Origin of the sequence: Parabacteroides sp. ASF519 (assembly GCF_000364265.2) — a bacterium.
GTDB lineage: Bacteria > Bacteroidota > Bacteroidia > Bacteroidales > Tannerellaceae > Parabacteroides > Parabacteroides goldsteinii.
The window spans coordinates 5,421,972-5,448,016 of sequence record NZ_AQFV02000006.1 but is presented as its reverse complement, the minus strand read 5'-3'; the positions used below and the strand labels follow the sequence as shown (position 1 = coordinate 5,448,016).

20 protein-coding genes are annotated in these 26,045 nt (G+C 47.2%); 19 read left to right on the top strand and 1 reads right to left on the bottom strand.

The genetic code is table 11. The features are described 5' to 3' along the window. Window positions 1-27 precede the first annotated feature (27 nt). From C825_RS21830 to C825_RS21770, 13 genes are read left to right on the top strand one after another with little or no spacing between them, the layout of a single operon-like run. Window positions 28-324: a hypothetical protein gene (locus tag C825_RS21830; RefSeq protein ID WP_250690614.1), complete on the top strand. Its 297-nt coding sequence runs from the start codon at window positions 28-30 to the stop codon at window positions 322-324. Continuing rightward, window positions 321-941, top strand: a complete 621-nt coding sequence (locus tag C825_RS21825) for a FimB/Mfa2 family fimbrial subunit (RefSeq protein ID WP_350339015.1) — start codon at window positions 321-323, stop codon at window positions 939-941. The genes C825_RS21830 and C825_RS21825 overlap by 4 nt, the downstream gene beginning before the upstream one ends. 47 nt (window positions 942-988) lie before the next feature. Further along, window positions 989-2,758: an Lcl domain-containing protein gene (locus C825_RS21820; protein ID WP_010800171.1), complete on the top strand. Its 1,770-nt coding sequence runs from the start codon at window positions 989-991 to the stop codon at window positions 2,756-2,758. Between the two features lie 11 nt (window positions 2,759-2,769). After that, window positions 2,770-4,449, top strand: coding sequence for an Lcl domain-containing protein (locus tag C825_RS21815; protein ID WP_010800170.1), 1,680 nt, complete (start codon window positions 2,770-2,772; stop codon window positions 4,447-4,449). A 15-nt stretch (window positions 4,450-4,464) separates the two neighbouring features. Next, on the top strand, window positions 4,465-5,652 hold the full coding sequence (locus C825_RS21810) for a DUF4906 domain-containing protein (RefSeq protein WP_250690613.1): 1,188 nt from the start codon (window positions 4,465-4,467) through the stop codon (window positions 5,650-5,652). Next, window positions 5,610-6,074, top strand: a complete 465-nt coding sequence (locus C825_RS21805; RefSeq protein WP_250690612.1) for a hypothetical protein — start codon at window positions 5,610-5,612, stop codon at window positions 6,072-6,074. Before C825_RS21810 ends, C825_RS21805 begins: the two co-directional genes overlap by 43 nt. Before the next feature lie 31 nt (window positions 6,075-6,105). After that, window positions 6,106-6,768, top strand: a complete 663-nt coding sequence (locus C825_RS21800) for an Lcl C-terminal domain-containing protein (protein ID WP_228100127.1) — start codon at window positions 6,106-6,108, stop codon at window positions 6,766-6,768. Window positions 6,769-6,787: 19 nt separating this feature from the next. Further along, window positions 6,788-7,105, top strand: coding sequence for a hypothetical protein (locus C825_RS21795; RefSeq protein WP_010800167.1), 318 nt, complete (start codon window positions 6,788-6,790; stop codon window positions 7,103-7,105). Between the two features lie 22 nt (window positions 7,106-7,127). After that, window positions 7,128-7,406: an HU family DNA-binding protein gene (locus C825_RS21790; RefSeq protein ID WP_010800166.1), complete on the top strand. Its 279-nt coding sequence runs from the start codon at window positions 7,128-7,130 to the stop codon at window positions 7,404-7,406. Continuing rightward, window positions 7,403-8,014, top strand: coding sequence for a BACON domain-containing protein (locus tag C825_RS21785; RefSeq protein WP_010800165.1), 612 nt, complete (start codon window positions 7,403-7,405; stop codon window positions 8,012-8,014). The genes C825_RS21790 and C825_RS21785 overlap by 4 nt, the downstream gene beginning before the upstream one ends. A gap of 6 nt (window positions 8,015-8,020) precedes the next feature. After that, window positions 8,021-10,003, top strand: coding sequence for a leucine-rich repeat protein (locus tag C825_RS21780; protein WP_121719517.1), 1,983 nt, complete (start codon window positions 8,021-8,023; stop codon window positions 10,001-10,003). Window positions 10,004-10,029: 26 nt separating this feature from the next. Further along, window positions 10,030-10,770: a hypothetical protein gene (locus tag C825_RS21775; protein WP_228100128.1), complete on the top strand. Its 741-nt coding sequence runs from the start codon at window positions 10,030-10,032 to the stop codon at window positions 10,768-10,770. Between the two features lie 34 nt (window positions 10,771-10,804). Further along, the gene (locus tag C825_RS21770; protein WP_010800162.1) at window positions 10,805-11,911 is read left to right on the top strand and encodes a DUF3575 domain-containing protein; all 1,107 of its coding nucleotides are present in this window, start codon (window positions 10,805-10,807) and stop codon (window positions 11,909-11,911) included. A 12-nt stretch (window positions 11,912-11,923) separates the two neighbouring features. On the opposite strand, the gene susR is transcribed toward C825_RS21770, so the two are convergent. Next, on the bottom strand, window positions 11,924-13,516 hold the full coding sequence (gene susR, locus C825_RS21765) for a SusR family glycan utilization regulator (RefSeq protein ID WP_044215168.1): 1,593 nt from the start codon (window positions 13,514-13,516) through the stop codon (window positions 11,924-11,926). A 206-nt stretch (window positions 13,517-13,722) separates the two neighbouring features. Here susR and C825_RS21760 point away from each other — a divergent pair, with 206 nt between their 5' ends. The 6 genes from C825_RS21760 to C825_RS21735 all read left to right on the top strand — a co-directional run bounded on the left by C825_RS21760 (window position 13,723) and on the right by C825_RS21735 (window position 25,992). Then, entirely contained in the window at window positions 13,723-15,579 is a 1,857-nt protein-coding gene (locus C825_RS21760) for a glycoside hydrolase family 13 protein (RefSeq protein WP_010800160.1), read from the top strand. 16 nt (window positions 15,580-15,595) lie between these two features. After that, entirely contained in the window at window positions 15,596-17,806 is a 2,211-nt protein-coding gene (locus C825_RS21755) for a glycoside hydrolase family 97 protein (RefSeq protein ID WP_007657675.1), read from the top strand. Window positions 17,807-17,863: 57 nt separating this feature from the next. Beyond that, window positions 17,864-20,881: a SusC/RagA family TonB-linked outer membrane protein gene (locus C825_RS21750; protein ID WP_010800159.1), complete on the top strand. Its 3,018-nt coding sequence runs from the start codon at window positions 17,864-17,866 to the stop codon at window positions 20,879-20,881. 12 nt (window positions 20,882-20,893) lie between these two features. Continuing rightward, a complete protein-coding gene (locus tag C825_RS21745; protein ID WP_010800158.1) occupies window positions 20,894-22,525 on the top strand; it encodes a RagB/SusD family nutrient uptake outer membrane protein in 1,632 nt (543 codons plus the stop codon). Window positions 22,526-22,547: 22 nt separating this feature from the next. Further along, on the top strand, window positions 22,548-23,714 hold the full coding sequence (locus tag C825_RS21740; protein ID WP_010800157.1) for a SusF/SusE family carbohydrate-binding protein: 1,167 nt from the start codon (window positions 22,548-22,550) through the stop codon (window positions 23,712-23,714). A 598-nt stretch (window positions 23,715-24,312) separates the two neighbouring features. Beyond that, complete coding sequence (locus tag C825_RS21735) at window positions 24,313-25,992, top strand: Mfa1 family fimbria major subunit (RefSeq protein ID WP_010800156.1); 1,680 nt, start codon at window positions 24,313-24,315, stop codon at window positions 25,990-25,992. The last annotated feature ends 53 nt before the right edge of the window (window positions 25,993-26,045 follow it).

Below are 26,045 nucleotides of genomic sequence, written 5' to 3'. Positions count from 1 at the left end.
ATACGCGATCTGTAAATAAAGAATAAGATGAACGAAAACAAACACACATATCCCGGTTCCTCCCTGTGGCGGTTGCAACACCTGTTGCTGCTGTTCCTGGCCGTGCTCTTCCTTACGGTCGCAGGTTGCTGGAGGGATGGCCTGCCCGGCAAAAGGCAGTTTAAGCTCAGCTTCCACGGCACTTCGCTTGCCGATGGCGACGCCATCCGCGAGATAGAACTGTTTGTATTTGACGACCAACAACAACTGATCAACCGTGCCACCGGCACGATCGGCGAGACCATCTCGCTCGACTATCCTTCCCCCGGCCCCTACACTACATAGCATGGGGTAACAGCAACGACAAAAGCCTCAGGCTTCCGACGCTGCAACCAGGCGACCTGCTCGACGGAGCATATCTCGCCCTCACACCGCTTTCGTCCGTAAAGGCTGAAACGCAATACCTCAACACGCCTCCCGACCTGTTCAGGGGAGCCATCGACACAGACAACAAAACGATCGCCCGCGGAGCCCCCTTCACGATGGAAATGCGGCCCGCCACGGCGTCGATACATATAACGATCAGCGGACTGTCCAGAGCCACCGGCACGACAGACGGCGATTACACCGTCGAGGTGAGCCGTACGGCCGCCCGCATCGACTTCGAAGGGACCACCGCAGGCTCTGCCATCCACCGGGTTACAGGCTCCTTCAACTCCCGCAAAGAATACATCATCCCCTCTTTCCGTGTCTTCCCCCCGCCCGATGACAAAGGGATAAAGGTCGGCATCTATCACAACGGGATGCTGCTGAAAGAACTTACGCAAACAAGCACCCGGCGCCCCCTCGTCCCCGTGACAGGCCAGGAGCTGAAGCTGACGATCGCTTTCAATGCCGACGGCAGCGCAGAGGTAAAACCGCCCGGCTGGATATCGAGCGACGTCGATGTAACTTACCCGTAAGACATAGAAGATATAGAAGAATCATTCAGATAAAAAACAAACAAGATATGCACACGACACATTCACACCTGTTGAAACTAAGAAAGGCTGCCGCCCTGTGCGCCGCCCTTTTCTTATGCGCTTGCAACTATGAGCGAATACCGGATGTCGAAGAGGGTGAACTCATGACAGTCACCCTCTCGGCAGGCCCCGCCGCAGGCGAGCAAAACCCCACCACCAAAGCAGGGTTGACCGACACGCAGGAGAACTCTATCCATGACCTATATATACTTGCGTTCCAGGCGGATGAGACTGGAGCCTTTTTTCTGAAGTACTATGCAACCGGGAGACCGGTAAGCGGCGGTGGCGGTGGACAATTCAGCTTCAGCCTCCGTCGAAGCGTATCAGGAGCAGCCGATACGAAGCTGCTCCTGGTCGCTAACCTAAACCCTTATCCACTGGTAAATATTGGCATGACATACGAGGGGGTACAAGCAGCTTTGACTAGTGGGGAGTTGGCTGCACCGGCATTTGCTGAACACGGGATACCGATGTTCGGCTTTGCCGGTAACAGCCCCGACAAAGCACTGGAAATAACGGAAGGTATGCCACCACTCTCCGCCAACTTGCTGCGTGCCGTAGCCCGGGTGGACGTGGGAGTAGGAGCTTATAAGGAGGAAAGCGGTGAATGGGACAAAGGGGGTGTCAATTTCGATTTGCAAAAAATCTACGTATTCAAACCTCAAAATAAGTATATGCTCATACCGGTTTTAAGCAATTTTGGATACGATGTAAACGACATCCCCTCCGTCACCGCCCCTTCGCAGGTCGGGGATCAGAGTGCTAACATAGAATACACTATAACAAACAATACCTCTTGCAAAGCCGAAATATACCTCCCCGAAGTCACTCTCAAAGGAGGAACCGTCTACGATAGATACCATGAGAACCGCATGGCACTCGTCATCGGCGGCACATACCTGGGTAAACTTAACTACTACCGCATCGACTTCACAACCGAGAAGTACAACGCGGCAAATGTGCCCTTGCACGATGTCTTGCGTAACCATATCTACCGTTACTCCATCACCAACGTAAACCAGTCCGGATACGCAACTCCTGAGGCAGCCTACAAGGGCAGGCCGGTCGGACTGGATTTTACGGCCGATATTGTCGACTGGAAAACTGAAGACCTCGACTCGCCCGCTCCGGATATGTTCGTGCGATTGAATTTCCAAGGGATAAACGGGACCGTAGTAGCAGATTATATGTCTGAAAATGGAGTTAGCAAACCGTTTACTATCCTCAAGAAAAAAGACCATTTTAAAACGGATGATGGCAATATGAAGTATATTCCTCTAAATTATAGCGGCATGATGGGGGAAGCCCGTGACAATACCTTCAATGGAGTGACTAACGGCGGTACCTATGTGGATGTGCAGGATGCGCTCGATAGGGAAGGCCCCTACCCAACACTGATTATTGCCCCCGACAACGCATCTGAAGGTGTTGTATGGCGAAGCACACGGGCGGACGCTCCTAAAGAAGATCGTATCCTCGATGCCAAAAAAGTCTGCTGGGACTACCGCGGACAGGGACAGTCCGACTGGCGACTGCCACGGCTCTCGGAACTGATGCTCCTCTGGATGAATAAAGTAACGATCAACAGTTCCAAAGGCTTTACCTCGCTCGGCGAGTCAGGCGAAACTTATTGGACTGGCTCCGAGGGAAAAAACGACAAGGTCTATACTGTCAACCGGGATGGGGAAATAAAGCTGGTGTCTAAATCGGAGTCCTATAAAGTAAGATGCGTCCGTCAAGTAAGAAAACAGAACTAACTACCGTAAATATGCAAACAGATATGACCATAAAAGAAAAAGCAACCCGGCTATGCGCCATGATCGGCGTATGCTCGCTGGGAATATACCTCGCCGCCTGCGACAATGGCGAGTTGCCTGCAGGCGGGGAAGGTGCGGCAAAAGTCGAACTGCGCTTTTCCGCCTCCATCTCCGACAACCCCTCCACCAAAGCAGGGCAGCCACCCCAGCCGACGATTACGTCGGGACAAGCCTTCAGCGAGGGTAAGCAGCATCTATTCGGTATGTTCGTCACCCGCGAGGATGGAACTGCCCTGGCTGACGGTTCGAGTGATAATATGAAGTCGACACTTACGGTGTCCGGCAACAAACAAACGTGGACCCATACCGATAATACGGGTATGACCTCCATCTCCCTGGCTGCAAACAACGGAGAAAACATCATCATAAAAGGCTATTATCCGTGGACAGCGGATGCTACCGCCACCGCCGTCCCTTTCGACCTGAGCAGCACGGACCCGAAGGATTGGACAGACCTGCTTTATTTATCATCTCCTACCGATCTGCAGAACATAACCGATGGAATGGGTTCTATTCCCTTGAAATTCTCCCACACTTTCTGCTGGGTGACAATCAATTTGTTGCAATTGTCATCGAATAACACGGTGAAAGTGAAAGCCGTAAACATCGGAAACGCCTATGCCGGGCAGGGTACGATTGTAAATAAGGGAAATTTGAATCTGAAAACAGGTAAGATAGTCAATAGCGTTTCCGGACCGCTGAAGATAGATCTGGGTTCGCAGCCCATTGCTTTGGATACGGAAGGTGCACCGGGCGCCTCAGCTGCTGTATTCAATTTCCTTGTTCCGCCTGTTATGAGTCCGGATATAAAGAACTCCGATATCGTGATCGAAGTAACGACCCTCGAAAGTGCTGGCGCTGACACTCCCGAGGAAGAAAAAGTGCTCACCTTCCCATTATCGCAAACGCATCTGAATCAGGATAATTCTGGCAGCACCACTCTCTACGGTTTCCGGAAAGGCATGCACAACACCTATCACATCGTTTACAATAACTCGGCCATGAACCTCTCGCTATCCGGTTGGCAGACAGCCACCATCAAAGAAACAATGCTGGGAGAAGGGACGGCGAATGTGACCCCCAAGGCACTAAGTTTTGTTGATCTTTGGACACAGGAAGCTGAAGTGACTCCTAAAAAATTAGCCCCTAACGATTATAGATACCATACTTATCTGGGAGAAGTGGCCGAAAATAATAACGGGGAGTACAGAAATATTACGACCCAAAGCGGCATGTTGGGTAATAGATATAGAGGGGCTGTAAATGAAGAACCTTTTCAAGCTGTTTTAGAGGCTGCCAATAGCTTAGCAGCAGGGGGAGCGCAAATCTCATGGAAAGATGAAGAAACAGGAACCCTTCTGGCTAAACAAGCATGCGCTGAGCTCAGGGAAGGAGGATATACAGACTGGCGGTTACCCAGAATTAGCGAATGCTATATGTTGAATTATCCTACCAATCTCATGAATGGCAAAGAGTATTGGAGTGCTACGGAAGCTAGCGCTACGGAATGTTATGCTATAGTAAAAGTAAAAGAAGGCGGAGCGGATTATTGGCCAAAGAAATTTTCTAAACAAGAATCTTTTTACGTGCGTTGCGTAAGAGATAAAAACAAGCCCAAACCCCAAAAATAATTCCATTATACAAACATGAAACAAATCCTATACACAATAAGTCTGCTCCTCCTGCTAGGAGCCTGCACGGACGAAACCTATACCGACACACTTTCCGCTAATGGCGGTAAGCGTGGCAAGTCCGTACCCGTAAATTTATCGCTGAACGTACAACCCCTGCAATCGCCCCTCGATGCCGACACTAAAGCCGGTAGCCAGACCGTTAGCTCCACAGAGGTATGTAAAGGCATGGAGATAAGCCTGGTGAAAACTCCGGAAACGCGGGCAGCCGATATGGACGAAGTTAAGAACTTCTGGGTGTTTCAGTTTGACGGTACGGAGCCTGTAAGCACACTCTCTAAGGCTGATTTTTACTCAGGCAACTCTGTAAAAACCGTTACGCTGGCTCTATCATCGGGAGAGAAGAACAGGATTATCGTAATAGCAAATGCTGATTTGGAGACCTTTAATAGTTTGCTGACCGATGGAAGTTGCAGCCTGGAGTATTTTAACAATATGGGAATCAACTTTAGTCAACCGGACTTCCCATTGTTCAGTCTTTCCGACGGTAGCTCCCGTCCTGTCCTTTCCGGAAGTACCGACATTATTGTAAAAGAAAATACACAGGCCGACATTATGCTCTATCGCTCGACAGCTAAGGTGACGGTTAATCTTAAGCTGGGGGATAAGATGCAAGATAAAGGTTATTCTGTATGGAACTACCAGTTTGCGAGTATCCCTAAGACGAGTTTTTATCATGCGATAGGGCGTACGCCGGCTTTTCCCGGAGATGCTGTCGAGTATGGCAAGTATGCATTGGGTGATATATCGTTTTCTGCCTCATCATCGTACGCAGCAACCATCACCGCGAATTTGCCGGTCAACCTCCATCATGGGGTTCCGTTTACAACCCCGGAGAAGCGGGTAACCAACGCTCCTTTCAATTCGACCTATCTGCAGATTATGGGAATCGAACCGACTACTGGCGGTACAATCAGTAAATCCGTGGTCTACCAGATCCATCTGGGAAGTAATTTTACCGACGATTACAGCGTCTCACCCAACTATGCATACACCTACAACATCACCATAACCGGCGAAAACGACGACGACTCGCGCGTTATTAAGTTCATCCCCGGTTACTTCGGGGGAAGCTTCAAGGGTATGACCAGTATGGCAACTTGTCTAGTGCCACGCGCACTACCGTCACCTGGCGATACGTAAATCGCATCGAAGTCTATATATCGGATGTAGGTAGTGGAAATGGAGTATGGCTGGCTGATGGTAAATCCATGCCCTTATTAGCCAATAGCCTTATGGACGGAAAGAAGAATACGACGGACCTGTTTGATAAGAAAGCTGACTATCCGGCAATACAAAAATGTATCGACCTGAACGGAGTAGGGGTAACTTCCGCTAACCTGGAATGGTATACGCCTTCATTCGGCCAGTCGCTTGGTATCTACATATCCGGTTCGAGCACACTCAAAACATTGCATAATGCAACTTACTGGACATCTTCTACTGATGCTACGGATGTATGGGCAACAAAGATATGGACCGGTCGAAGTAAGGGAGAATCTCCATCTGGTTTGTATTACCTGAGATGTGTTAAAGATTTACTCCCCGGAAACACCGCAAAATAAAAGTATCGATATGAACCTTAAAGCAGAATATATGATAAATAGATTATTCATAGCAGCAGTTATACTTAGCCTGCTTCCGGCCGCAACCGCCTTCGGACAGGAATTAAGAAAAGAGAAGCTGATAGGGACCAACCCTGGCAATCCTGGCAGCAATTACGCCGTATTCTACTCTTACGGTATGTCTGAAAGTGCCGTTTGGCCTCTGGGCATGAAGTTACTGGTAAAGAATGCAGACGGTACAAACGGCTCTACCATCCGCCATACTCATGACAAAGGCAACGGAGAGAATATCCCTGTAAATGACAAAGTACCTTTCCGCTTTATCATTGCTCCGGTAGACGGGCCAGACGGAGAGGTAAGCTGGGCAGCGGCCATGGGAATCAATGCATCGGCAAATAGTAACCTCGGCCAGGACGGAACAGCAATCACAAGTGGATGTGCTAGTTATAAGACAGACGAGTTTCCCAGTGGCTGGCGCTTGCCTACGCAGCGGGAGATGATGCTGATGTGGTTGTTCAAGGCAGGGATCGATGTTATTTATTCCAGCGGACAGTTAAGCGCAAGCCCGTATTGGACCGCCACGGAGAATACGGCGGTTGAGGCTTGGTATCTGGATTTCACAACCGCTGCACCGCAATCGGATTCCGCAGCAAAGACCTTTTCTTATAAATATAGATGCGTTAGAGACTATTAACCTCAGAAGGACAAATAATATGAACCGAATAGATACCATTCTGGAAAAGGAACGAACCAATACGGACAGGATTTTTTTATACCTGAAAGAAGATCGACTGATGGCTTTTGGCTACTCAGCTTATTTCGCTACCTGGCTTTTTCCCGAGCTGGAAGTGATACGGGGCAGTACTTCCGAAGGTGTGAAGTTTGTCTATATCTATTTCCCGGCGGCTAGCCTGTTCTCGCTTTCTGGCCGGATGACCGCATTGGTTGGAGACGAATATATAGAAATAACCGTACCCGAAGAAATAAACAGCTATCGGGAACAGTTCGAAGCCTGGATGAACAACATTTAAAAATAGCATAAAATATAAAGTTATGAACAAGACGGAATTTATTAATGAGCTGGCAAAGCGTACCGACCGGCCGGTAACTGAAATGTACAAATTCGTAAACGATTTTTTTACACTCACCACCGAAATCCTGGCACGTGAAGAAGATATTTTATTTTTGGGTTTCGGCCGCTTTTCTCCCCGTAAACAAAATGCACGCCCGGTACGTAACCCCAAGACCGGTGCTCCGGCTATGTTTTACGGGCGCACAACGGTAGGCTTTAAATCCGGTAAAGACCTTCTCAAAACAATCAATCGGAAATGAAACATATAAAACGACTAGCAACGATCTTCCTGATCGCCTTGCTGCTGGCTGGGTGCCAGGAGGAATTGCCTCACTCAGCACGCATTGAAGCGGGAAAGGAAAACCTGTCGTTTGCACAGGTCACCGGAGCGCAGACGGTAAAGGTTACGACAAGCCATGCCTGGACGGCTGTTTCGTCGGGTTCCTGGCTGACTGTCTCGCTGGATAGCGGCGGAGCAGGCACCTACGAACTGACATTGACGGCGGCCGCCAATACGTCGACGGTGGCACGAAGCGCGCAGGTGGATATACAGGTAGGCCATAAAATCAGTACAATCAAAGTGTCGCAGGCGCAGCAGGATGTACTGGGACTGGACCGCAACTCGGCTGTCGTGGCCTGGCCGGCAGGCTCTGTGGAGTTCACCCTTGCCACCAACAAGGCGGACTATGAGGTTGCGAGCGATGCCGCCTGGTTGAAACCTTCCGCCACGAAGGCGGTGAAAGAAGAGAAGCTGCTGCTGGCCTACGATGAGAATCCGACCTATGATGCACGTACCGCGACGGTGACTGTCAGCAGCGGCACGCTCTCCTCAAAAGTAACGGTAACGCAGGGCGGACGCGGAGCCTAGTATTTCGTGATTAGTCGCGACACGGTGGGAGCCGCCGATACACGGTACGAACTCTCCCTGATGAAGAATACGACATCGAACGGGTTGCGTCTGCTCGACAAAGCTTCGTGGATTACCATGCCGCCTCGTAGCAAGGCGGTGCCGACGGAGGAGCGTATCCGGTTGACGCTTCAACCCAACACTAAGACGGAGCCGCGCAAGGCACGCCTGGTAATAAACGATTCAAGTACAGGTGCCCTGTTGACCGATACCTTTACACTGGTACAGCGGGGACGGGAGAATGTACTTCTGCCCGAAATAAAGTCGTACGAAGCGGCGGTAGCAGGCGAGACATTCGATATCCCGGTGGTAGCCAGCGGCCCTTTTGAAGTGGAGTTGCCGAAAGACGCTCCCTGGTTGACCGGGTCGACCGGTGTACAACTGGGTGGCACTTTGCGGTTTAAGGTCGAAGAGAATACCCGGCCGGAAGCGCGTACGGCCGTGATCGTCCTGCGCTTGCAGAGCGACGTACCTGTCGAAGCGACCATTACCGTTACACAGGCGGCAGCCAAAGTAACGGACACGGAGCTTATTCCCCGCCTGTATAATTTGCTGGAAGGGGGAGTGGTCATAGAAACTGTACTGGTGAATTTGGGCGCTTTTCGGGCAACGATAGACTATGATGCCGGAGAGCCTTCAAATTGGGTACATGATATTTATTCCAGTGGCGGAAAACTTCATTTCCGGGTGGATGATAATAGTGCGACCGCCAAGCGTAGCGCCGTGATCCACCTGGCACCTGAAGATAAGGAGCCGGTGGAGATCCGGATCAACCAGAGTGGTACCGAAGGAGCCTATATCGAACTGAACAGGCCGGGAACACTGGCTTCGTTCATTGATTTCTCAAAGATGGATAGGTATAAGTCTATCCGTTTGGTTTCGCAGAAAGGGATCAATGCGGATGATATCAATACGTTGCGCAATAAAGAGCTGGCAGTCGAAGAGATAAACCTGGCCGGTGTCGCTATGGTGAATCTGCCGGAGAGTGCGTTTGAAGGAAACCGTACATTGCAGAAGATCACATTACCCGAAAGGTTGTTGTCGGTAGGAAATGCGGCCTTTGCAGGTAGCCGCCTGAAAGAACTCAAGTATTCAGGGGCGCGTGTGTTGCAGGTTATCGGCGACCGGGCTTTCGAAGGGTGTTCCGGATTGAAGATGGATAATATTTTTATTTCCAGCCTGCAATCGATCGGTGAGCGTGCCTTTGCCGGTGCATTCACCGAGAGCGAATCGAACGATCTGGATCTGGTAGGGGCTTCCGGCCTGCGAACGATCGGTAAGGATGCTTTCCGGGCATGCAATACATTGACAAAACTGACATTACCGGTGAATTTGTCGCAGATAGGAGAAGGGGCTTTTAGCGAATGTTATAATCTGGCGGGAACGCTTGATTTACCGGAGTCGCTGACAACGATCGGTGCGGAGGCTTTCTATAATTGCAAAAACCTGACAGGGATGCTGGTGCTGCCGGTTTCCCTGAGAGAGTTGGGCGATCGTGCCTTTATGAGGTGTGCGGCGTTGGGGGGACTGGACCTGTCGAACTGCCGTTTGACGGAAATCGGTGTGGAGGTGTTCAAAGAGAGCCTGTCGAGTTTGTCGACCAGCGTTGACAAACTGGAGGTTCCTTCGGGTGTGACGTTTATTGCTGCCAGCGCCTTTGAAGATACGGGCTTTAGGGAAGTCGACCTGCCTGCAACACTGGCGATGATCGGTCGGAGGGCCTTTTATAATTGCCGGAAGCTGTCGATAGTAACCAGCCGACGTACGGGAGTGGTTCCGGTGCTGGATGCCGAATATCCGGCGGAAACGTTCGGCGGGGTGGATATTACGGGACAGCGTACGCTAAAAGTAAATCCGCAAGCAAAAAAAGCATACCAGGCTGATCCGTTATGGATAAAGGCAACACCGGAGGCAGGAGGAAATATCGTATGGACGATTGAGGATATTTGATAGTATTAATAGCAAAACATACCGTAATGATGGGGGAAGAAGATCGTAATTCGGAGAACATCCGGAAAGAGAGCAAAGAACTGAGTTATATCCGGAAAGAACAACAGAGAATAAAGCTTTGGGGCGGTGTACTGCTGGGAGCCAACCTTTTGCTGTTGGCCGGCTTCCTGTGGGTATCGAGCTGGAATCAGGAAACGAAACAGCCTGTACCGGAGGAAACCGATTTTCAATATCCCCCGCCTGTTCCACCTGCCGAAGAGGACACCTGCTTCTGGGTAGCTGAAGAGATATCGGATGAGGTGAGCAATGCGGATACCACAGACGAAACGGAGGACACAAACAATGCGGAGGACACGGAGGAATCCCTGTTACAAACTGAATCTATACCACCACCCGCACATGTTCCAGTTAGTCCGGAAACTACTCGTCCGGAAACTATCCGTCCGTCCGCTGCAAGGACTGTCAAAAAAGTCATGCAGCCCCGGCGTAAAAAGAAAGCGACTGTCATTCCGGCCTCTATCATTACACGACCGGGGATGACCCTACGTTTGTTGGCACGGCTTTATTATGGGAGAGAAGTGTTTTGGGTCTATATCTATGACCGGAATATAAGGGTATTATCGTCGCTCGATACATCATCGTTCGATGCTCTTCCCTCTGGTATTCAACTGGAACTGCCCTGTCTGGCCGACTACGGAATAGATGCTACCGAACCCATATCGTTGCAGCGAGCGTGCAATCTGGCGAAAAGCCTGGCGAAACAATGAAAAGAAACAACAATCAATCAAATAATATACGGAAATGAAACAACGTACACGATTCTCCGGACTGCTGGCTATACTCTGTTTGTTGGCCTTTACAGCTGCCGGACAGAGCTACACTATCCATTTTATCAAAGGAACGGAACGTATCAATCACCAACGGCTGCAAACGGCCAATAATCTGGAAGAGCTGATCACGTTGCTGTCGGACTGCAGCCACCAACTGTCAACAGGCGAATATACCGTTTCACTGACAGCGCTTCAGAGTGTCTCAAAACGCTACGACTCTGCCGCCCGCGAGTTGGCGATGAGACAGGCCACCTTTTTGCAGGAGTATCTGACGGGAAGCTGCTGCCTGGACGATCCCGACCTGTTTGAACTCGATGTCGATGCCCGTACCGATCTGGATAACCGCGTGATTGTTGAAGTAAAGAAACATCCGGTCGTAACGAAGCGGCAGTCGGTTGTTTCAAGTTCTTCCGAAGAAGATATGGAACCGTCCGGCAAGCAGAAGGCTACAGCAGGGCAACCCCGAACGAAGAAGGTGAAAACTGTGGCTGAACCGGCGCCGAAGTCTGTCTCAAAATCTGTACCAGCCAGCCATTTCCTCCTGGGGACTGTCGGATTGGGGATAAAGACGAATGCATTGTTGTTTGCCGGTTTGTTGCCCGACGGGTCGATGTATTCGCCGGTAGCGAATGTGGCAGCGGAGGTGTACTTTATGGAGCGTTTCTCGGCGCAGGTGTCGTTTGCCTATGCAATGCCTTACAATAAAGGGGATCAGTATAATCTGTTCAGCATGACCTGTCTGGAGGTAGAACCGCGCTGGTGGTTGTGGGGCGACAGTCGTTTCCGTGGACTGTATGCCGGGGTGTACGGGCAGTATGGGAGTTTTAATGTACGTATAAAGGAGGAGCTGGAGGATAACAGTACTGGTTTGTTCTATGGCGGCGGGATCTCCGTGGGCTGGCTTCAACCGATCTGGCGGGGTTTCTATGTTGAAGTGGGGTTACAGGCTGGTTACCGTAGCGATACCGTCGATGTCTACGAATTCATATCCGGCAGTGCCAATAAGAAACTGGCAACCTATACCCTAAACAGCTTTACCCTGCAGGGAATGAATTTGTCGGTGGGTTATCGATTTTAAATCACTTCAGACTTAAAGCAAAGCAACCAGCTCTTCAAACTTCTCTTTGTCGAGCGCTTTGCTTCTCACTTTGCTGCGATACGAATAAACGGTAGCCAGCGAATAACCCAGAAAATGGGCGATATTGCTGCTGTCGTTGATTCCCAGGCGGATCAGGGCGAAGATACGGAGTTCCGTAGATAATATCTCTCCTGATTTTGGGCATAGCTTTCCTTCCTCACTCATCAGGTCGTTAAACGATTTGATGAAATGGGGGAATAGCTTCAGGAACGATTTATCGAACTCATTGTAGAAATTCTTCCGTTCATCGCGTATGAATTGTTCGGACTTGATTGTTTTGAATAAGTCATCCAGTTTGGAGGCCATAGCCAGTTTCGCTAAAGAACGGCGGTACGTATCCAGTTTATCCAGATAGATGACACATTGGTTCAGGTAAAGGGCAATGTACTCTTCCTTTATTTTGCTGGCCTGGCTCAACTCTTTATTGATCTCCTGTAATTGCTCATTGGAGGCACTGACTGCTTTTCGCATGAGGGAAAGTTTCTTCATCTGCCGGTACAGGTAGATGATTGTTACCAATAATAAGAAGGATAAAAAGCTCACACTGATCAGTAACGTGCGCGATATCTGTTTCTCTTTCTCTATTTTCAGTTTATACACTTTATCCACGATCGGGAAAAACTCGGTTACTTCTACCGAACGGAGACGGGCATTACAGGCAACGGCATCTTCCATCGAGCAACTCAGGTATTTGTAGGCTCGTTCGATATCTCCTTTATCGAACATCAGCAAGGCTAGTTTTTGCAGGGAGATATATTCACGTTTAGCTGTTTTCAGGTCGGCTATGGCGGTTTGTGCCAGGTAATAGATTTGTTTTTCGGTGTCGCCTTTCTGGGCATAGGCCTGCGAAAGGTTATATAACAGATAGACTAGTGACTCCTGATTGTCCAACCCTGCCAATTCTTTATCGATCAGTTCGATTGCTTTATCCGCTTGTCCCTCTACGATCATTTTGTCGGCCAGTACCACACTGTGGTCAAGCTGGTTGGTTGTGAGGGATAAGATGGAGTCGCGGTAGGCATTCGTTTTTTCGATATACTTATGTCGCTCGTCGGTACGGGTGTAGTCTGCTATCCAACCGTAGTAAGTACGACAGGTATAATAATAGTAAAGCAGGGTCTGGTTGTCCAGTTGATCCCGGCGTACCTGTTCCAGTTGGGCGGCCACCTCATTGTAAAGTCCCATGATTCCCAGAACTTCGGCTCTTGCGATCCATAAATCGTTCTCGTACTGTGGATTTTGGAGAGACGGAAGGAGCGCTTTCCTTTTTTCCAGATAATGCAGTGCCGAGTCGGCCTGGTAATGTAGGTAGATTCCGTACAGGGAGCTGTACAGGTGGTATTTTTCCTCCGGCGAAGGAGTGGCATGTGCCAGTTTCCGGATACTGTCTATCTCGTGTTCCCGCTGTTTGTGAAAGTCGGCTTTCATTGCGATAGTACGATCCAGCTCTTTGAGCAGGGATTTGATCGTCGGCTTATCGCCGGATGCATATGCCGGCAATATCGACAAAAGGAGTAGAAAAAGAGAATATATCGTGTTTTTCATGTTGTTGATTTGATTCATCTAGCGCAAAGGTAGTGAAATACATTTGAAATACCTTCTAATGCGTTTTGATTTTTTGCCTGATTGAAATGTGTTATTGTGTTGTATTACAGGTAAAAAGGAGTTTTTAAGGTTTTGATTTTTTTTCTAATACGTTTTCCCGGTAATCCATCCCGCTACATTTGCATCGTTCACCAACAAATCATTCCATGAAAAAGATAATTGTAACCTTTGTATTATGTCTGGGCTTTTGCCTGCCTGTTTTGTCAGGCGTAAAAATACAGAAAGTGGAACCTGCTTTCTGGTGGTCGGGTATGAAGAATCCCGAACTGCAAATCCTATTATACGGTACGGATATCGCGACCGATAGCGTATCGATAACTGCTTCCGATATTCGCGTGAAAGAGATCGTGAAGCTACAAAATCCGAATTACTTACTGCTTTATCTGGATCTGTCGGAAACAGCTCCCCAAGAATTTAACATTCAACTGACAAAGAACGGGGAACAAACGATCATTCCTTATCAGATAAAAGAACGCGAGAAGGATTCGTCTGTCCGGAAAGGTTTCCATGCTTCAGACGTTTTATACCTGATCATGCCCGACCGTTTCGCCAACGGTGATCCGAAGAATGATGTCGTTCCCGGAATGCGCGAGTCGAAAGTGGATCGTACGGATATGTATGCCCGCCATGGAGGTGACCTGAAAGGGATAGCCGATCATCTGGATTATTTCTCCGACCTGGGCGTTACCGCCATCTGGCTGAATCCTATCCTGAAGAACGATATGACCGAAGGTTCCTATCACGGGTATGCCATTACAGATTATTATGAAGTCGATCCTCGCTTCGGTGATAATGAAGAGTTTCGCCAACTGGTTAGTGCTGCCCACGATAAAGGATTGAAGATCGTAATGGATATGATCTTTAACCATTGCGGAAGCGAACATTTCTTCTTTACCGATAAGCCGTCCGACAACTGGTTCAACTTCCAGGATAATTTCGTACAGACCGGTTACCAGACGATGCCGCAGGCCGACACTTACCGTTCTGATTATGACAAAGTGAAAAATATAGACGGCTGGTTCACCCAGTCGATGCCCGACCTGAACCAACGTAACCGGCACGTGGCTTCTTACCTGATCCAGAACAGTATCTGGTGGATTGAATATGCCGGGATCAACGGTATCCGACAAGATACGCATCCGTATGCCGATTTCGATATGATGGCACGCTGGTGTAGGGCTGTTAATGCTGAATACCCCGATTTCAATATCGTAGGAGAGACGTGGATCGGAAATAATGTAGGTGTCTCTTTCTGGCAGAAGGACAGCAAAGTGGCTTATCCCCGGAACTCTTACCTGCCTTCGGTCATGGATTTCCCATTGATGAATATCATGTCGTCGGCATTCGATGAAGAGACGAACAGCTGGGATAGGGGACTGGCACGTATCTATGATTACCTGACACAGGATATCGTGTATGCCGACCCGATGAATCTGTTGGTATTCCTCGATAACCACGATACCTCCCGTTTTTATAAAGTACCGCCTACAGGCGACCTGAACCGTTACAAACAGGCTTTGGCTTTCCTGCTGACCGTTCGTGGTATCCCGCAGATTTATTATGGCACCGAAATACTGATGGCTGCCGATAAAGCCGAAGGCGATGGTGTTCTGCGTCGTGACTTCCCTGGCGGATGGGCTGGTGACAAGCAAAACGCATTTACTCCGGCCGGTCGTACCCCTCAGCAGAACGAAGCCTATACATATATAAGTAAGTTGCTCAACTGGCGAAAAGGCAATGATGCGATAGCCAAAGGCTCGTTCAAACATTTTATTACGCAGAACGAAGTATACGTTTACGAACGTAAGTATGGAAATCATTCCGTTGTCGTTTTCCTGAACGGTTCTGATGCCGACCGCACGGTCGATCTGGCTCCTTATCAGGAAGTGCTTCCCGCCCGTCGGGCTTACGACCTGTTGAATGATCGGCAGATCGATTTGCAGACCTCTTTACCGCTGAAAGGTAAAGGCGTATTGATCCTTGAATTCGGAAAAGTTAATTAAATCATATAATAACACCATGAGAAGTAAAGTATTAATATGGATCGCCCTGCTCGGATGCAGCACGATCAGTTATGCACAGCAATTGTTGTCGCCTGACGGAAACCTGGAAATGAACTTCCGGTTGGATGAAAAGGGTGCACCGGTTTATGACCTGAGTTATAAACAGAAAGAAGTGATCAAACCCAGCCATCTGGGATTGGAATTGAAGAAAGAAGATGCGGATGCCGCCGTCGACTTTGAGTTCAAGCAACGCAAGGACGTGGATGCACTGGATAAGAAAACGAATCTGTATGACGGTTTTCGGATTAAAGACACTCGTACTTCCAGTTTCAATGAAACCTGGCAACCGGTTTGGGGCGAGGAAAAAGAAATCCGTAATAATTACAACGAACTGGCTGTAACGCTGGAACAACCTTCCAACGACCGATCTATCGTGGTTCGCTTCCGCCTGTTCAACGACGGATTGGGTTTCCGTTATGAATTCCCTCAGCAAAAAGAGTTGAATTACTTCGTGATCAAGGAAGAAAAGTCGCAGTTCGCTATGGCAGGCGACCATAAGACATTCTGGTTGCCGGGCGATTACGATACACAGGAATATAGTACCATGACCTCTCGCCTGAGCGAGATCCGCGGTTTGATGAAAGAAGCTGTTACTCCCAACTCATCACAAACACCTTTCTCGCAGACCGGTGTACAGACTCCGTTAATGATGAAATCGGATAACGGATTATATATCAACCTGCATGAGGCCGCTTTAGTTGATTATTCCTGTATGCATCTGAATCTGGATGACAAAACGATGACGTTCGAATCATGGTTGACACCGGATGCAAAAGGCGATAAAGGATATATGCAGACACCTTGCCAGTCACCGTGGAGAACGGTTATCGTAAGCGATGATGCCCGTAATATCCTGGCATCCCGCATCACATTGAACCTGAACGAACCGTGTAAGCTGGACGATGTATCCTGGATCAAGCCGACTAAATATATCGGTGTATGGTGGGATATGATTACCAACAAAGGAACATGGGCTTATACCGACGAATTGAGCAGTGTCAAATTAGGCGAAACCGATTATACAAAAACAAAACCCAATGGCCGTCACTCCGCCAATACAACGAACGTAAAACGTTATATAGACTTTGCGGCAGCCAATGGTTTCGATGCCGTCCTGGTGGAAGGTTGGAACGAAGGTTGGGAAGACTGGTTCGGCAAGAGCAAAGATTATGTATTCGACTTTGTTACTCCCTATCCGGACTTCGATGTACAAGAAATCCATCGTTATGCAGCCAGCAAAGGAATAAAGATGATGATGCACCACGAAACATCCGCTTCTGTCCGCAATTATGAACGTCATATGGATCAAGCCTATCAGTTTATGGTAGACAATGGCTATACCAGTGTGAAGAGTGGTTACGTAGGTGATATCATTCCCCGCGGAGAACATCATTACGGACAGTGGATGTGTAACCATTATCTGTATGCCGTGAAGAAAGCAGCCGACTACAAGATCATGGTAAACGCTCACGAAGCAACACGCCCGACCGGCCTGTGCCGTACCTATCCGAACCTGATCGGTAATGAATCGGCTCGCGGAACAGAATATGAATCGTTCGGCGGTAACAATGTCGACCATACAACGATTCTCCCTTTCACCCGTCTGATCGGTGGCCCGATGGATTATACGCCGGGTATCTTCGAAACACATTGCAGCGCGATGAATCCGTCGAACACCTCTCAGGTTCGTTCGACACTGGCACGCCAGTTGGCACTTTATGTAACGATGTACAGTCCGCTCCAGATGGCAGCCGATGTTCCCGAACATTACGAACAGTATGCCGATGCCTTCCAGTTTATTAAAGACGTTGCCCTTGATTGGGACAAATCTCTCTATCTGGAAGCAGAGCCTGGCGACTATATCACGATTGCCCGCAAAGCAAAAGGAACAGGTAACTGGTTCGTTGGCTGTACGGCCGATGAGAACGGACATGAATCCCGCCTGTCTTTCGACTTCCTTGATCCGGGAAAGAAATATGTGGCCGTAGTTTATGCCGATGCAAAAGATGCCGACTGGAAAAATAATCCGCAGGCATATACTATAAAGAAAGGTGTGTTGACAAGCAAAAGCAAATTGAATTTGAAGGCAGCCAGTGGCGGTGGCTTTGCTATCAGCATTCAGGAAGTGAGCGACCCGAAAGAATTAAAAGGGTTAAAAAATCTATAAGGTAAAAGGATTGTTAAGGTTATTAAGTAAACTTGTAAAGAACTTAAATTTAAGCACATGAAACGTTTAAGGTTTAAAGCACTGTTGATGCTGATCGCAGGCTTGTGTATGTCCGTTTCTGTTTTTGCCCAGCAAATGACAGTGACCGGAGTTGTGAAAGATCCTACAGGAGAACCGGTTATCGGGGCGAATGTTATTATAAAGGGAACGACGAACGGGACCGTTACCGATATAGACGGTAAGTTTCTGTTGTCTGCCTCTAAAGGCGATATTATCTCTGTTTCATTTATCGGATATAAGATGCAGGAATTGCCTGTTGCTTCTGATATGAATATTATTCTGGCAGAAGATTCCCAAATGTTGGAGAATGTTGTCGTGATCGGATATGGTACGGTTAAGAAGAATGATGCTACCGGTTCCGTTATTGCCATTAAACCGGATGAAAAGAACCGTGGTTTGCAGGTCAGTCCCCAGGATATGTTGATGGGTAAGGTGGCCGGTGTATCTGTTGCCTCTTCTACCGGACAACCGGGTTCCTCTTCTTCGATCCGTATCCGTGGCGGTTCTTCCCTGTCTGCTAAAAACGATCCGTTGGTGGTTATCGACGGTGTGATTATGGGTAACAGTGCCCCGGACGGGTTGAGCAATCCGCTGAGTACGATAAATCCATCTGATATCGAGTCTTTTACAGTCCTGAAAGATGCATCGGCTACTGCAATCTACGGTTCCCGTGCCTCGAATGGTGTTATCATCATTACAACGAAAAAAGGAAAGAGCGGTAGTGTCAAGATCAATTACAGCGGTAATGTGTCTGTCAGCACGAAACGTAATAAAGTGGATGTAATGAGCGGGGATGAATACCGTGATTATATCACAAATGCTCCGAACACGACGGAGGGTATGCTGAATGCGTTGAATCTCTTCCCGAATGTCAGCACAGACTGGCAGGATGAAGTGTTGCGTACGGCAATTTCGACCGACCATAATATCAGTGCCTACGGTTCCGTCAAAGAATTTATGCCTTACCGTGTCTCTTTCGGTTATACTGATCAGAATGGTATTCTGAAAACATCTAATTTCCAGCGATATACCGGAAGTGTTTCATTGACTCCTTCTTTCTTTCAGGATCACCTGAATGTAAACCTGAATGGTAAAGGCGTTTATATCAAAAACCGTTTTGCCGATACGGGTGCTTTGGGAAGCGCGGTTAGCTTCGACCCGACCAAGCCGGTAACAAACGGCAGTAAATACGGAGGTTATTTTACCTGGACCGGCGATTACACACCGGACGGCACCAGAGCGACCTCGGCCGGAGTCAACCCTGTTTCTATGCTGGAAATGGTCGATGACCGTTCGACAGCCAAGTCGTTTATCGGAAATGCGCAGTTCGATTACAAACTGCACTTCTTGCCGGATTTACGCTTTAATATGAATATGGGTATCGATTATACATCTGTGGAAGGAAAGAAATATATAGACCCGAATGCTCCCGGTTCTTATCAGCCGGACGATGACGCCACCGGAAGTAACCGTATCTATAATAGTACACATAAAAACAAACTGTTTGATTTCTATGCACAGTATTCCAAAGAACTGCCGTCGGTAGCCAGCCGCTTCGACGTCATGGCAGGTTATTCTTATCAGAGTTACCAGACGCAGACGGATAATGTGACTTATTATTTGTCGCGTAAGCCGGAAACGTTCGGACAGAATACGACTGTAAGCAACGAATATAAGGAAACAGATACCAAATATGTACTGGCCTCTTTCTACGGACGTATGAATTACTCGTTGATGGATAAATATCTGTTGACTTTCACCTTGCGTGATGATGCCTCTTCCCGTTTTGCCAAAGATAAACGCTGGGGACTCTTCCCTTCGCTGGCTTTGGGATGGAAGATGAATGAAGAAGGCTTTATGAAAGATTTCAGTAGCCTGGATGAATTGAAGTTGCGTTTAGGCTGGGGTGTTACCGGGCAGCAGGATATTAACCAGGGCGATTATCCGTATCTTTCATTTTATCGGGAAGGAAAAGGGGGAGCCATGTATCCTGTTTATGATGCTGCCGGAAATGTGACCTGGATAAATGTATTGGCACCGACTGCTGCCAACCCGAATCTGAAATGGGAGACAACGACGACCTATAATGTCGGTATCGATTACGGATTCCTGAACGGCCGTATTACCGGTTCTTTGGATGGTTATATCCGTAAGACAAAAGACCTTATCAATGCGGAAGTGAATGTGCCGGCCGGAACTGACTTTGCCGAATATGTTGTTTCGAATATCGGTTCGCTCGAAAACAAAGGGGTTGAATTTTCTATCAATACCCGTCCGATAGTAAGTCGTGACTTTAGTTGGGACCTGGGATTCAATATCGCTTACAACAAGACAAAAATTACGGAACTGACTTATAACGATAATTCCGACTCACCGGGTAAACGCTTTGAATCGACTGGTGGTGACGGTGGTTTGCGTCTGAAGATCCATAGCGTTGGTTATGCTCCGGGTACATTCTATGTTTTCCAGCAAGTGTATGATGCCGACGGAAACCCGATCGAAGGTGAGTATGTGGACCGTAACGGTGACGGTGTAATTACCGATAACGACCTCTATCGTTATAAGAAACCGACCGCAGACGTGTTGATGGGCTTCAACTCCAAATTCACGTATAAGCAGTGGGATTTAGGCTTCAACGGACGTGTCAGCCTGGGCAATTACAATTTCAACTCGACGGCCGCCAATGCTGCATTGGGCGTCAACGAATTGTTTGGGAACAATGCGTTGAGCAATAAACCTATATCAGCTTTGAAAACCGGATTCCAGTCACGCCAGCGTTTGTCGGATTACTATATCCAGAATGCTTCGTTCCTGAAGATCGACAATATTACATTGGGATATAATGTCGACAAGTTTATCAAAAGTAGCTGGAATGCCCGCTTTTATGCAACCGTGCAGAACCCGATCATCATAACCAAGTATGACGGTCTCGATCCTGAAGTGAACGACGGTATGGATAACAATGTATATCCGCGTCCGATAACAGTATTATTCGGAGTTAACATCAATTTCTAAAATGCATCTATCATGAAACTGAAAAAATATATATCATTGGGCCTTGCCTCTTTATGTTGTGTATGGGCTACTTCCTGTCTGGGCGACCTTGATCAGGAACCGATACTGGATAAATCCAGCAGTTCTATCCATAATGAAGCCGACTGCCAGTCCTTCTTGGCTAAAATCTATTCCGGTTTCGGCTTGTCGGGAAACTCTTCCGATACGAATGTCGAACCGGACTTGCAGGGGGGCGACCAGGGTTCGCTGGTTTTTCTCCGCGGATTGCTCTCCTTGCAATTGTTCCCTTCCGATGAAGCGATCTGGAACTGGGCAGACGAAGGTATTGTGGAGTTATGTCAGCTGAATTGGGATTATACATTGCCTTATGCTTATTCATTCTACCAGCGTGCCATGCTGAATGTTCGTTACTGCAAGGAATTCCTGGACGTTTATGCGGCAGATAGCGACATTCCGGATATTCAGAAATATCGTGACCAGGTGCGCGGACTCCGGGCAATGAATTATTATTACCTGATCGACCTTTATCGCAATCCGGGTGTTGTTTGGGATGACAGCCCGACAGACGATAAGTCGTGGAAACCGTCACAGATGGGGGCGGAGGCATTGTTTGACAAGATCGTAGCCGAATTGATCGATCTTTCCGAAAACGGTAATTTGGACGAAACGCCTTCTATGGCAACGTACGGTCGTGTAACCAGACCGGTTATTAACACGCTTCTTGCCAAAATGTATCTGAATGCAGAAGTTTATACCGGCAAACCGATGTATGACAAGGCTGCTGTATATGCCCAGAAAGTAATTGACGCCGGGTTCGGTCTGGAAGATAATTATGCCAACCTTTTCTGTGGTGAAAACCATCTGACGGGTATGCATAAGAATGAAATTATCTACGCGATTCCTTTCGATAATGTCAATGCAAAAAGCTATGGTAGTACAATTATGCTGACAGCCGCTGCCTATGGCGGCGATATGGACCAGACCTGGTTCGGAATGTCTTCTTCGTGGACTTGCCTGAAGCCGACACAACAGATGATCGGATTCTTCAACGAAAGTCCGGACACGGGAACCGACAGTCATGGCAGCCTGGTGAAGAAAGATAAACGTTATGCTTTCTATGATGGTGCCGGAACGCGTACTCCTGAATCGAAAATGCAGGACTGGAACACCGGCTACCTGTGCCATAAATTTACGAATCTGGGCTGGGACGGCGCAGCAGTAACTCCGACACCCGATCCGAACACCGACTTCCCGTTGTTCCGTCTGGCAGACATCTACCTGATTTATGCGGAATGTGCCGTACGCAATGCTGCCGGAACCAATAAGGAACAGGCCGTTGAGTATGTAAACCAACTGCGTGAACGTGCTAACGGTGATAAGAGTGCCAATATTACAGCCTCTGACCTGTCTCTTGATTTTATTCTCGATGAACGTGCCCGCGAATTATATTGGGAAGGACAGCGTCGTTCCGACCTCGTACGTTTCGGAAAATTCACTAAGGATTATGCCTGGGCATATAAAGGGGGTACACTGGAAGGCGTTGCAAATATCGACAGTCGCTTCAATATCTATCCGATTAGCGACCGTGACTTAACAGCCAATCCAAACCTGGTGCAAAACCCGGGATATGAATCATTAAAATAATAACTTCCAAATCTGTAAACAAATGAAGAAACTGAATATATATGTGCTCCTTTTAGCCGGTTCATTATGCTGGACCGGTTGCGGAGAAGACAGAGACGATAATCCGGTTTTTCAGGAACCAACCGAGTTCAACCTGAATACACCGGCACAGGCAAATGAAGTATATGATCTGAAGAATCTTTCTTCCATTGAACTGACCTGTACGCAACCTAATTACGGATACGTGGCTTCTACCACCTATAAAGTACAGCTCTCCCTGGAAGAAACTTTTAAGGAGGCTGATGAGGCAGCCGGTACAAAAGCAAATTATGCCACTTTATCCCCGGCTTACCCACTGCCTGAGTTGAATATAGATGCCGTTGACTTTGCCATGGCTTTGTTGGATTTGTGGAAGGCTTCGAACGATAGTGCCGAATTGCCGGAGACACCCATGCCGGTTTATGTTCGTCTGAACGCTTCCCTTACGAATAATGGAGCGGGACAAATCACGTCCAATGTCATCGAACTACCGAAAGTGTTGGGTTATAATGTGGAACCTCCTGTCACTTTGCCGGAACAGATGTATCTGGTCGGCGATTTTGCCTCCGGAAGCAGTTGGGGTAAATGGGTTGAAATGATCCCGGTAACGGATACTCCGGGTAAATTCTGGTCCATGCAGTATTTTGGTGGTAATAACGTAATGAAGTTCAATGCGCAACCTTTGTGGGACGGCAATCAGGTCGCTTATTCCGAAGGTCTTGTTCCGGCTGCATCGGCCTCTTTAGCCGGAGTGTCCGGTGTAGATGACGGCAGTGGCGGACAGAATATCGGTGTTAAAAATGCCGGCTGGTATATTTTGGTAGTGACAACTGTTGTAGATGGAAAGAATCTGGTTTATACGCTTGAATTCCTTACTCCCGATGTTTATGTGACCGGTGATCCATCCGGCGGTTGGGATACGTTTGATGAAGCCCGTAAATTTACAGTACCTTCCGGGGAAGGTGAATTTGTTTCACCTGCTTTTGTTGCCGGTGGCACATTACGTATGTGTGTTAAGTTGCCGTCTACCGACTGGTGGCGCAGTGAGTTTATTGTCCTGAACAATAAAATAGAATACCGGAAGAACGGAGGTGATCCTGAAGCCATAAGCGTATCGGCAGGCCAGAAGGCTTACCTGAACTTTCTGGATGGCACGGGACGTATTAAATAAAAAACTTAATAGAACCTGATGTAATTTGTTTAGCATAGATACTAGACAAAATTATATTCCCAATAAATCGATTGTCGATAGTTTTCAGTCATGTTACTGATAACTGTCGACAATTTTGTTTATAATTAACAAAAGCAAATAGATATTAAATTGCTGAATTTCTACCTTTTTTAAGTTCAATACATCTTTATAAAGACATCTATATATTATCTTTGTCTACATTAAGACAGTAGTCTTAAATTATTATAGCAAACAAGGATAAATAAAAAACTTTTTTATAAGGTACGTTTTAATCTGTCTTTTTATCTAAGTTTGTCTGATACTCAACAAAGCAAAGTAAGGAATTGTTATTTGATTGAGAGTAAAAAATGAGTGTTTAATGGATGCGACATGGAGTGGAGACCACATTAATGAATATTGTTTTTAATCCACTAATAGAAATTTAGAAAAGTCGAAAAAGTATCGAGGTGCTTTAGTAGAGGCATAAATGCCTGATTTTAGTTTTATAACTATCAGTACGAACACCAGGAGAAATCCTCCCATGTCTGCAAGAAATGATTATTTATAACCTGGAACGGTTAGATAGAGTAAAAACTATATGATAGCTTGCGTAATTAAGAGGATTCTTATAAAAATTATATATATCAAAAAAATAGTTTTGACTATTTTGATGGCTGGAGCAATCTTTACTTCCTGCTCTAATGAAATAAACGATCAGGGTAAAACAGACGATAATGACGGCCCGGTTGGTTATATCTCCCTTGTACTGAGCAATAGCAGTGTTCGCGGTACGGAGACAAAAACTCTGGACTCTCTGCATTATGGAACTGCGGATGAAAATAAAGTGAAGTCAATCCTGATTGTCCTGTATAATGGTGATGATCCGGTTACTAGTGAGGTGAAGTATCAGTTTGTGCTGACGGATATAGGTACTCCGACTTCGCCGGGTAATGACATCCACAGTATATTACAGGGGACGAATACTACTACATACAGAATAAAAGCGAAGGAAGTTATAAAAGATAATTATAAACTTGCGGTATTTATTAATCCTCCTGCCGTACTGAAGGGCTTAACGGGCAAAGGTGAAAAATTAGCTATTATGACTGCTGCGGCTGAAGTCACTGTTGACCAGCTTACTATGGGAGAACAGATAAGGGACAACTTTTTGATGAGCAACTTTGCTGGCTTAGTTGAGGTGGATAAGAGTGATATTTATGATACCGAGGCCAAGGCTGAAGCTGCACCTGTAAAATTAGACGTTGAACGTGCGGTGGCTAAAGTGACTTTGAGCGTAGCTGATAATCTTAATGCCGCTTCGGCGACACTGGGTGCGAATATCGGTGAGATTAAATGGGATGTCGATGTTATTAACAGGAAAACATTCTGGATGAGAAATATGGCTCCTATGCTTGACAAAAACTCTATTTCATCCGGTGTTGTTACACAAACAATCCCTGAAGTCGCTATTGCGACGAATCGAATATATATGTATGCCACAGATCCTAACTGGAATGGATTCAGCCATAGTCGTAATCCAAATCTTATAGCTTCGCTTACAAATGAATTTATTTATAAATCCGGAACTATAGCTCTTCCCTTTAAACCTTCAACATCTGATGAACCTACTGAAGCATATGTCACAGAAAACACAATGGTCGCATCGGAGCAATGGGAGGATGTAACTACCTGTGTTCTGATATCTGCGGTTATAACTCCTAAAACAACGTATTTTGGCACATCCTTACTACCGGGTGCTCCATATTTCTTATTTCGTAATATGGCTTTCACTTTTACGGATATACAGCAGATTCATGCTGCTTATAGTAATCCGGAGACAATTATTACCAGTATTGGTAAAACATGGAAGGTACTTACCGAGGAGGCTACAAATGCCAGTATTATTGTTTTACCTGCTATTTTGGATAGTATGAAAGGTTCTGAGGACTTTAATGGATATACAGACGTTCCCGATACGTCGAAAGATGTTGTTAAATCGAATGGAACAGTAAGTTTCTTTGCGGCAGGTGCACCTAATTATTACTATGTGCCTATCCGTCATTTCAGAGACGAACTTCAAAGTGAGTCTATGGCATATGGTCGCTATGGAGTTGTCCGCAATAGTTGGTATAATCTGTTACTGACCGGTATAAAGAATTATGGTACGGGTGAAATACCGAAAGACAGACCCGAACCGGATGACAAAGATAAATCTTGGTTATCTGTTGAATTTACTATTCTTCCCTGGGTGGAAAGGGGGCAGGGAATAGAACTTTGACAGCATATAGATAAAGTTTGAAGTTGTGAATGCGGAAACCTGGTTTACTTAAA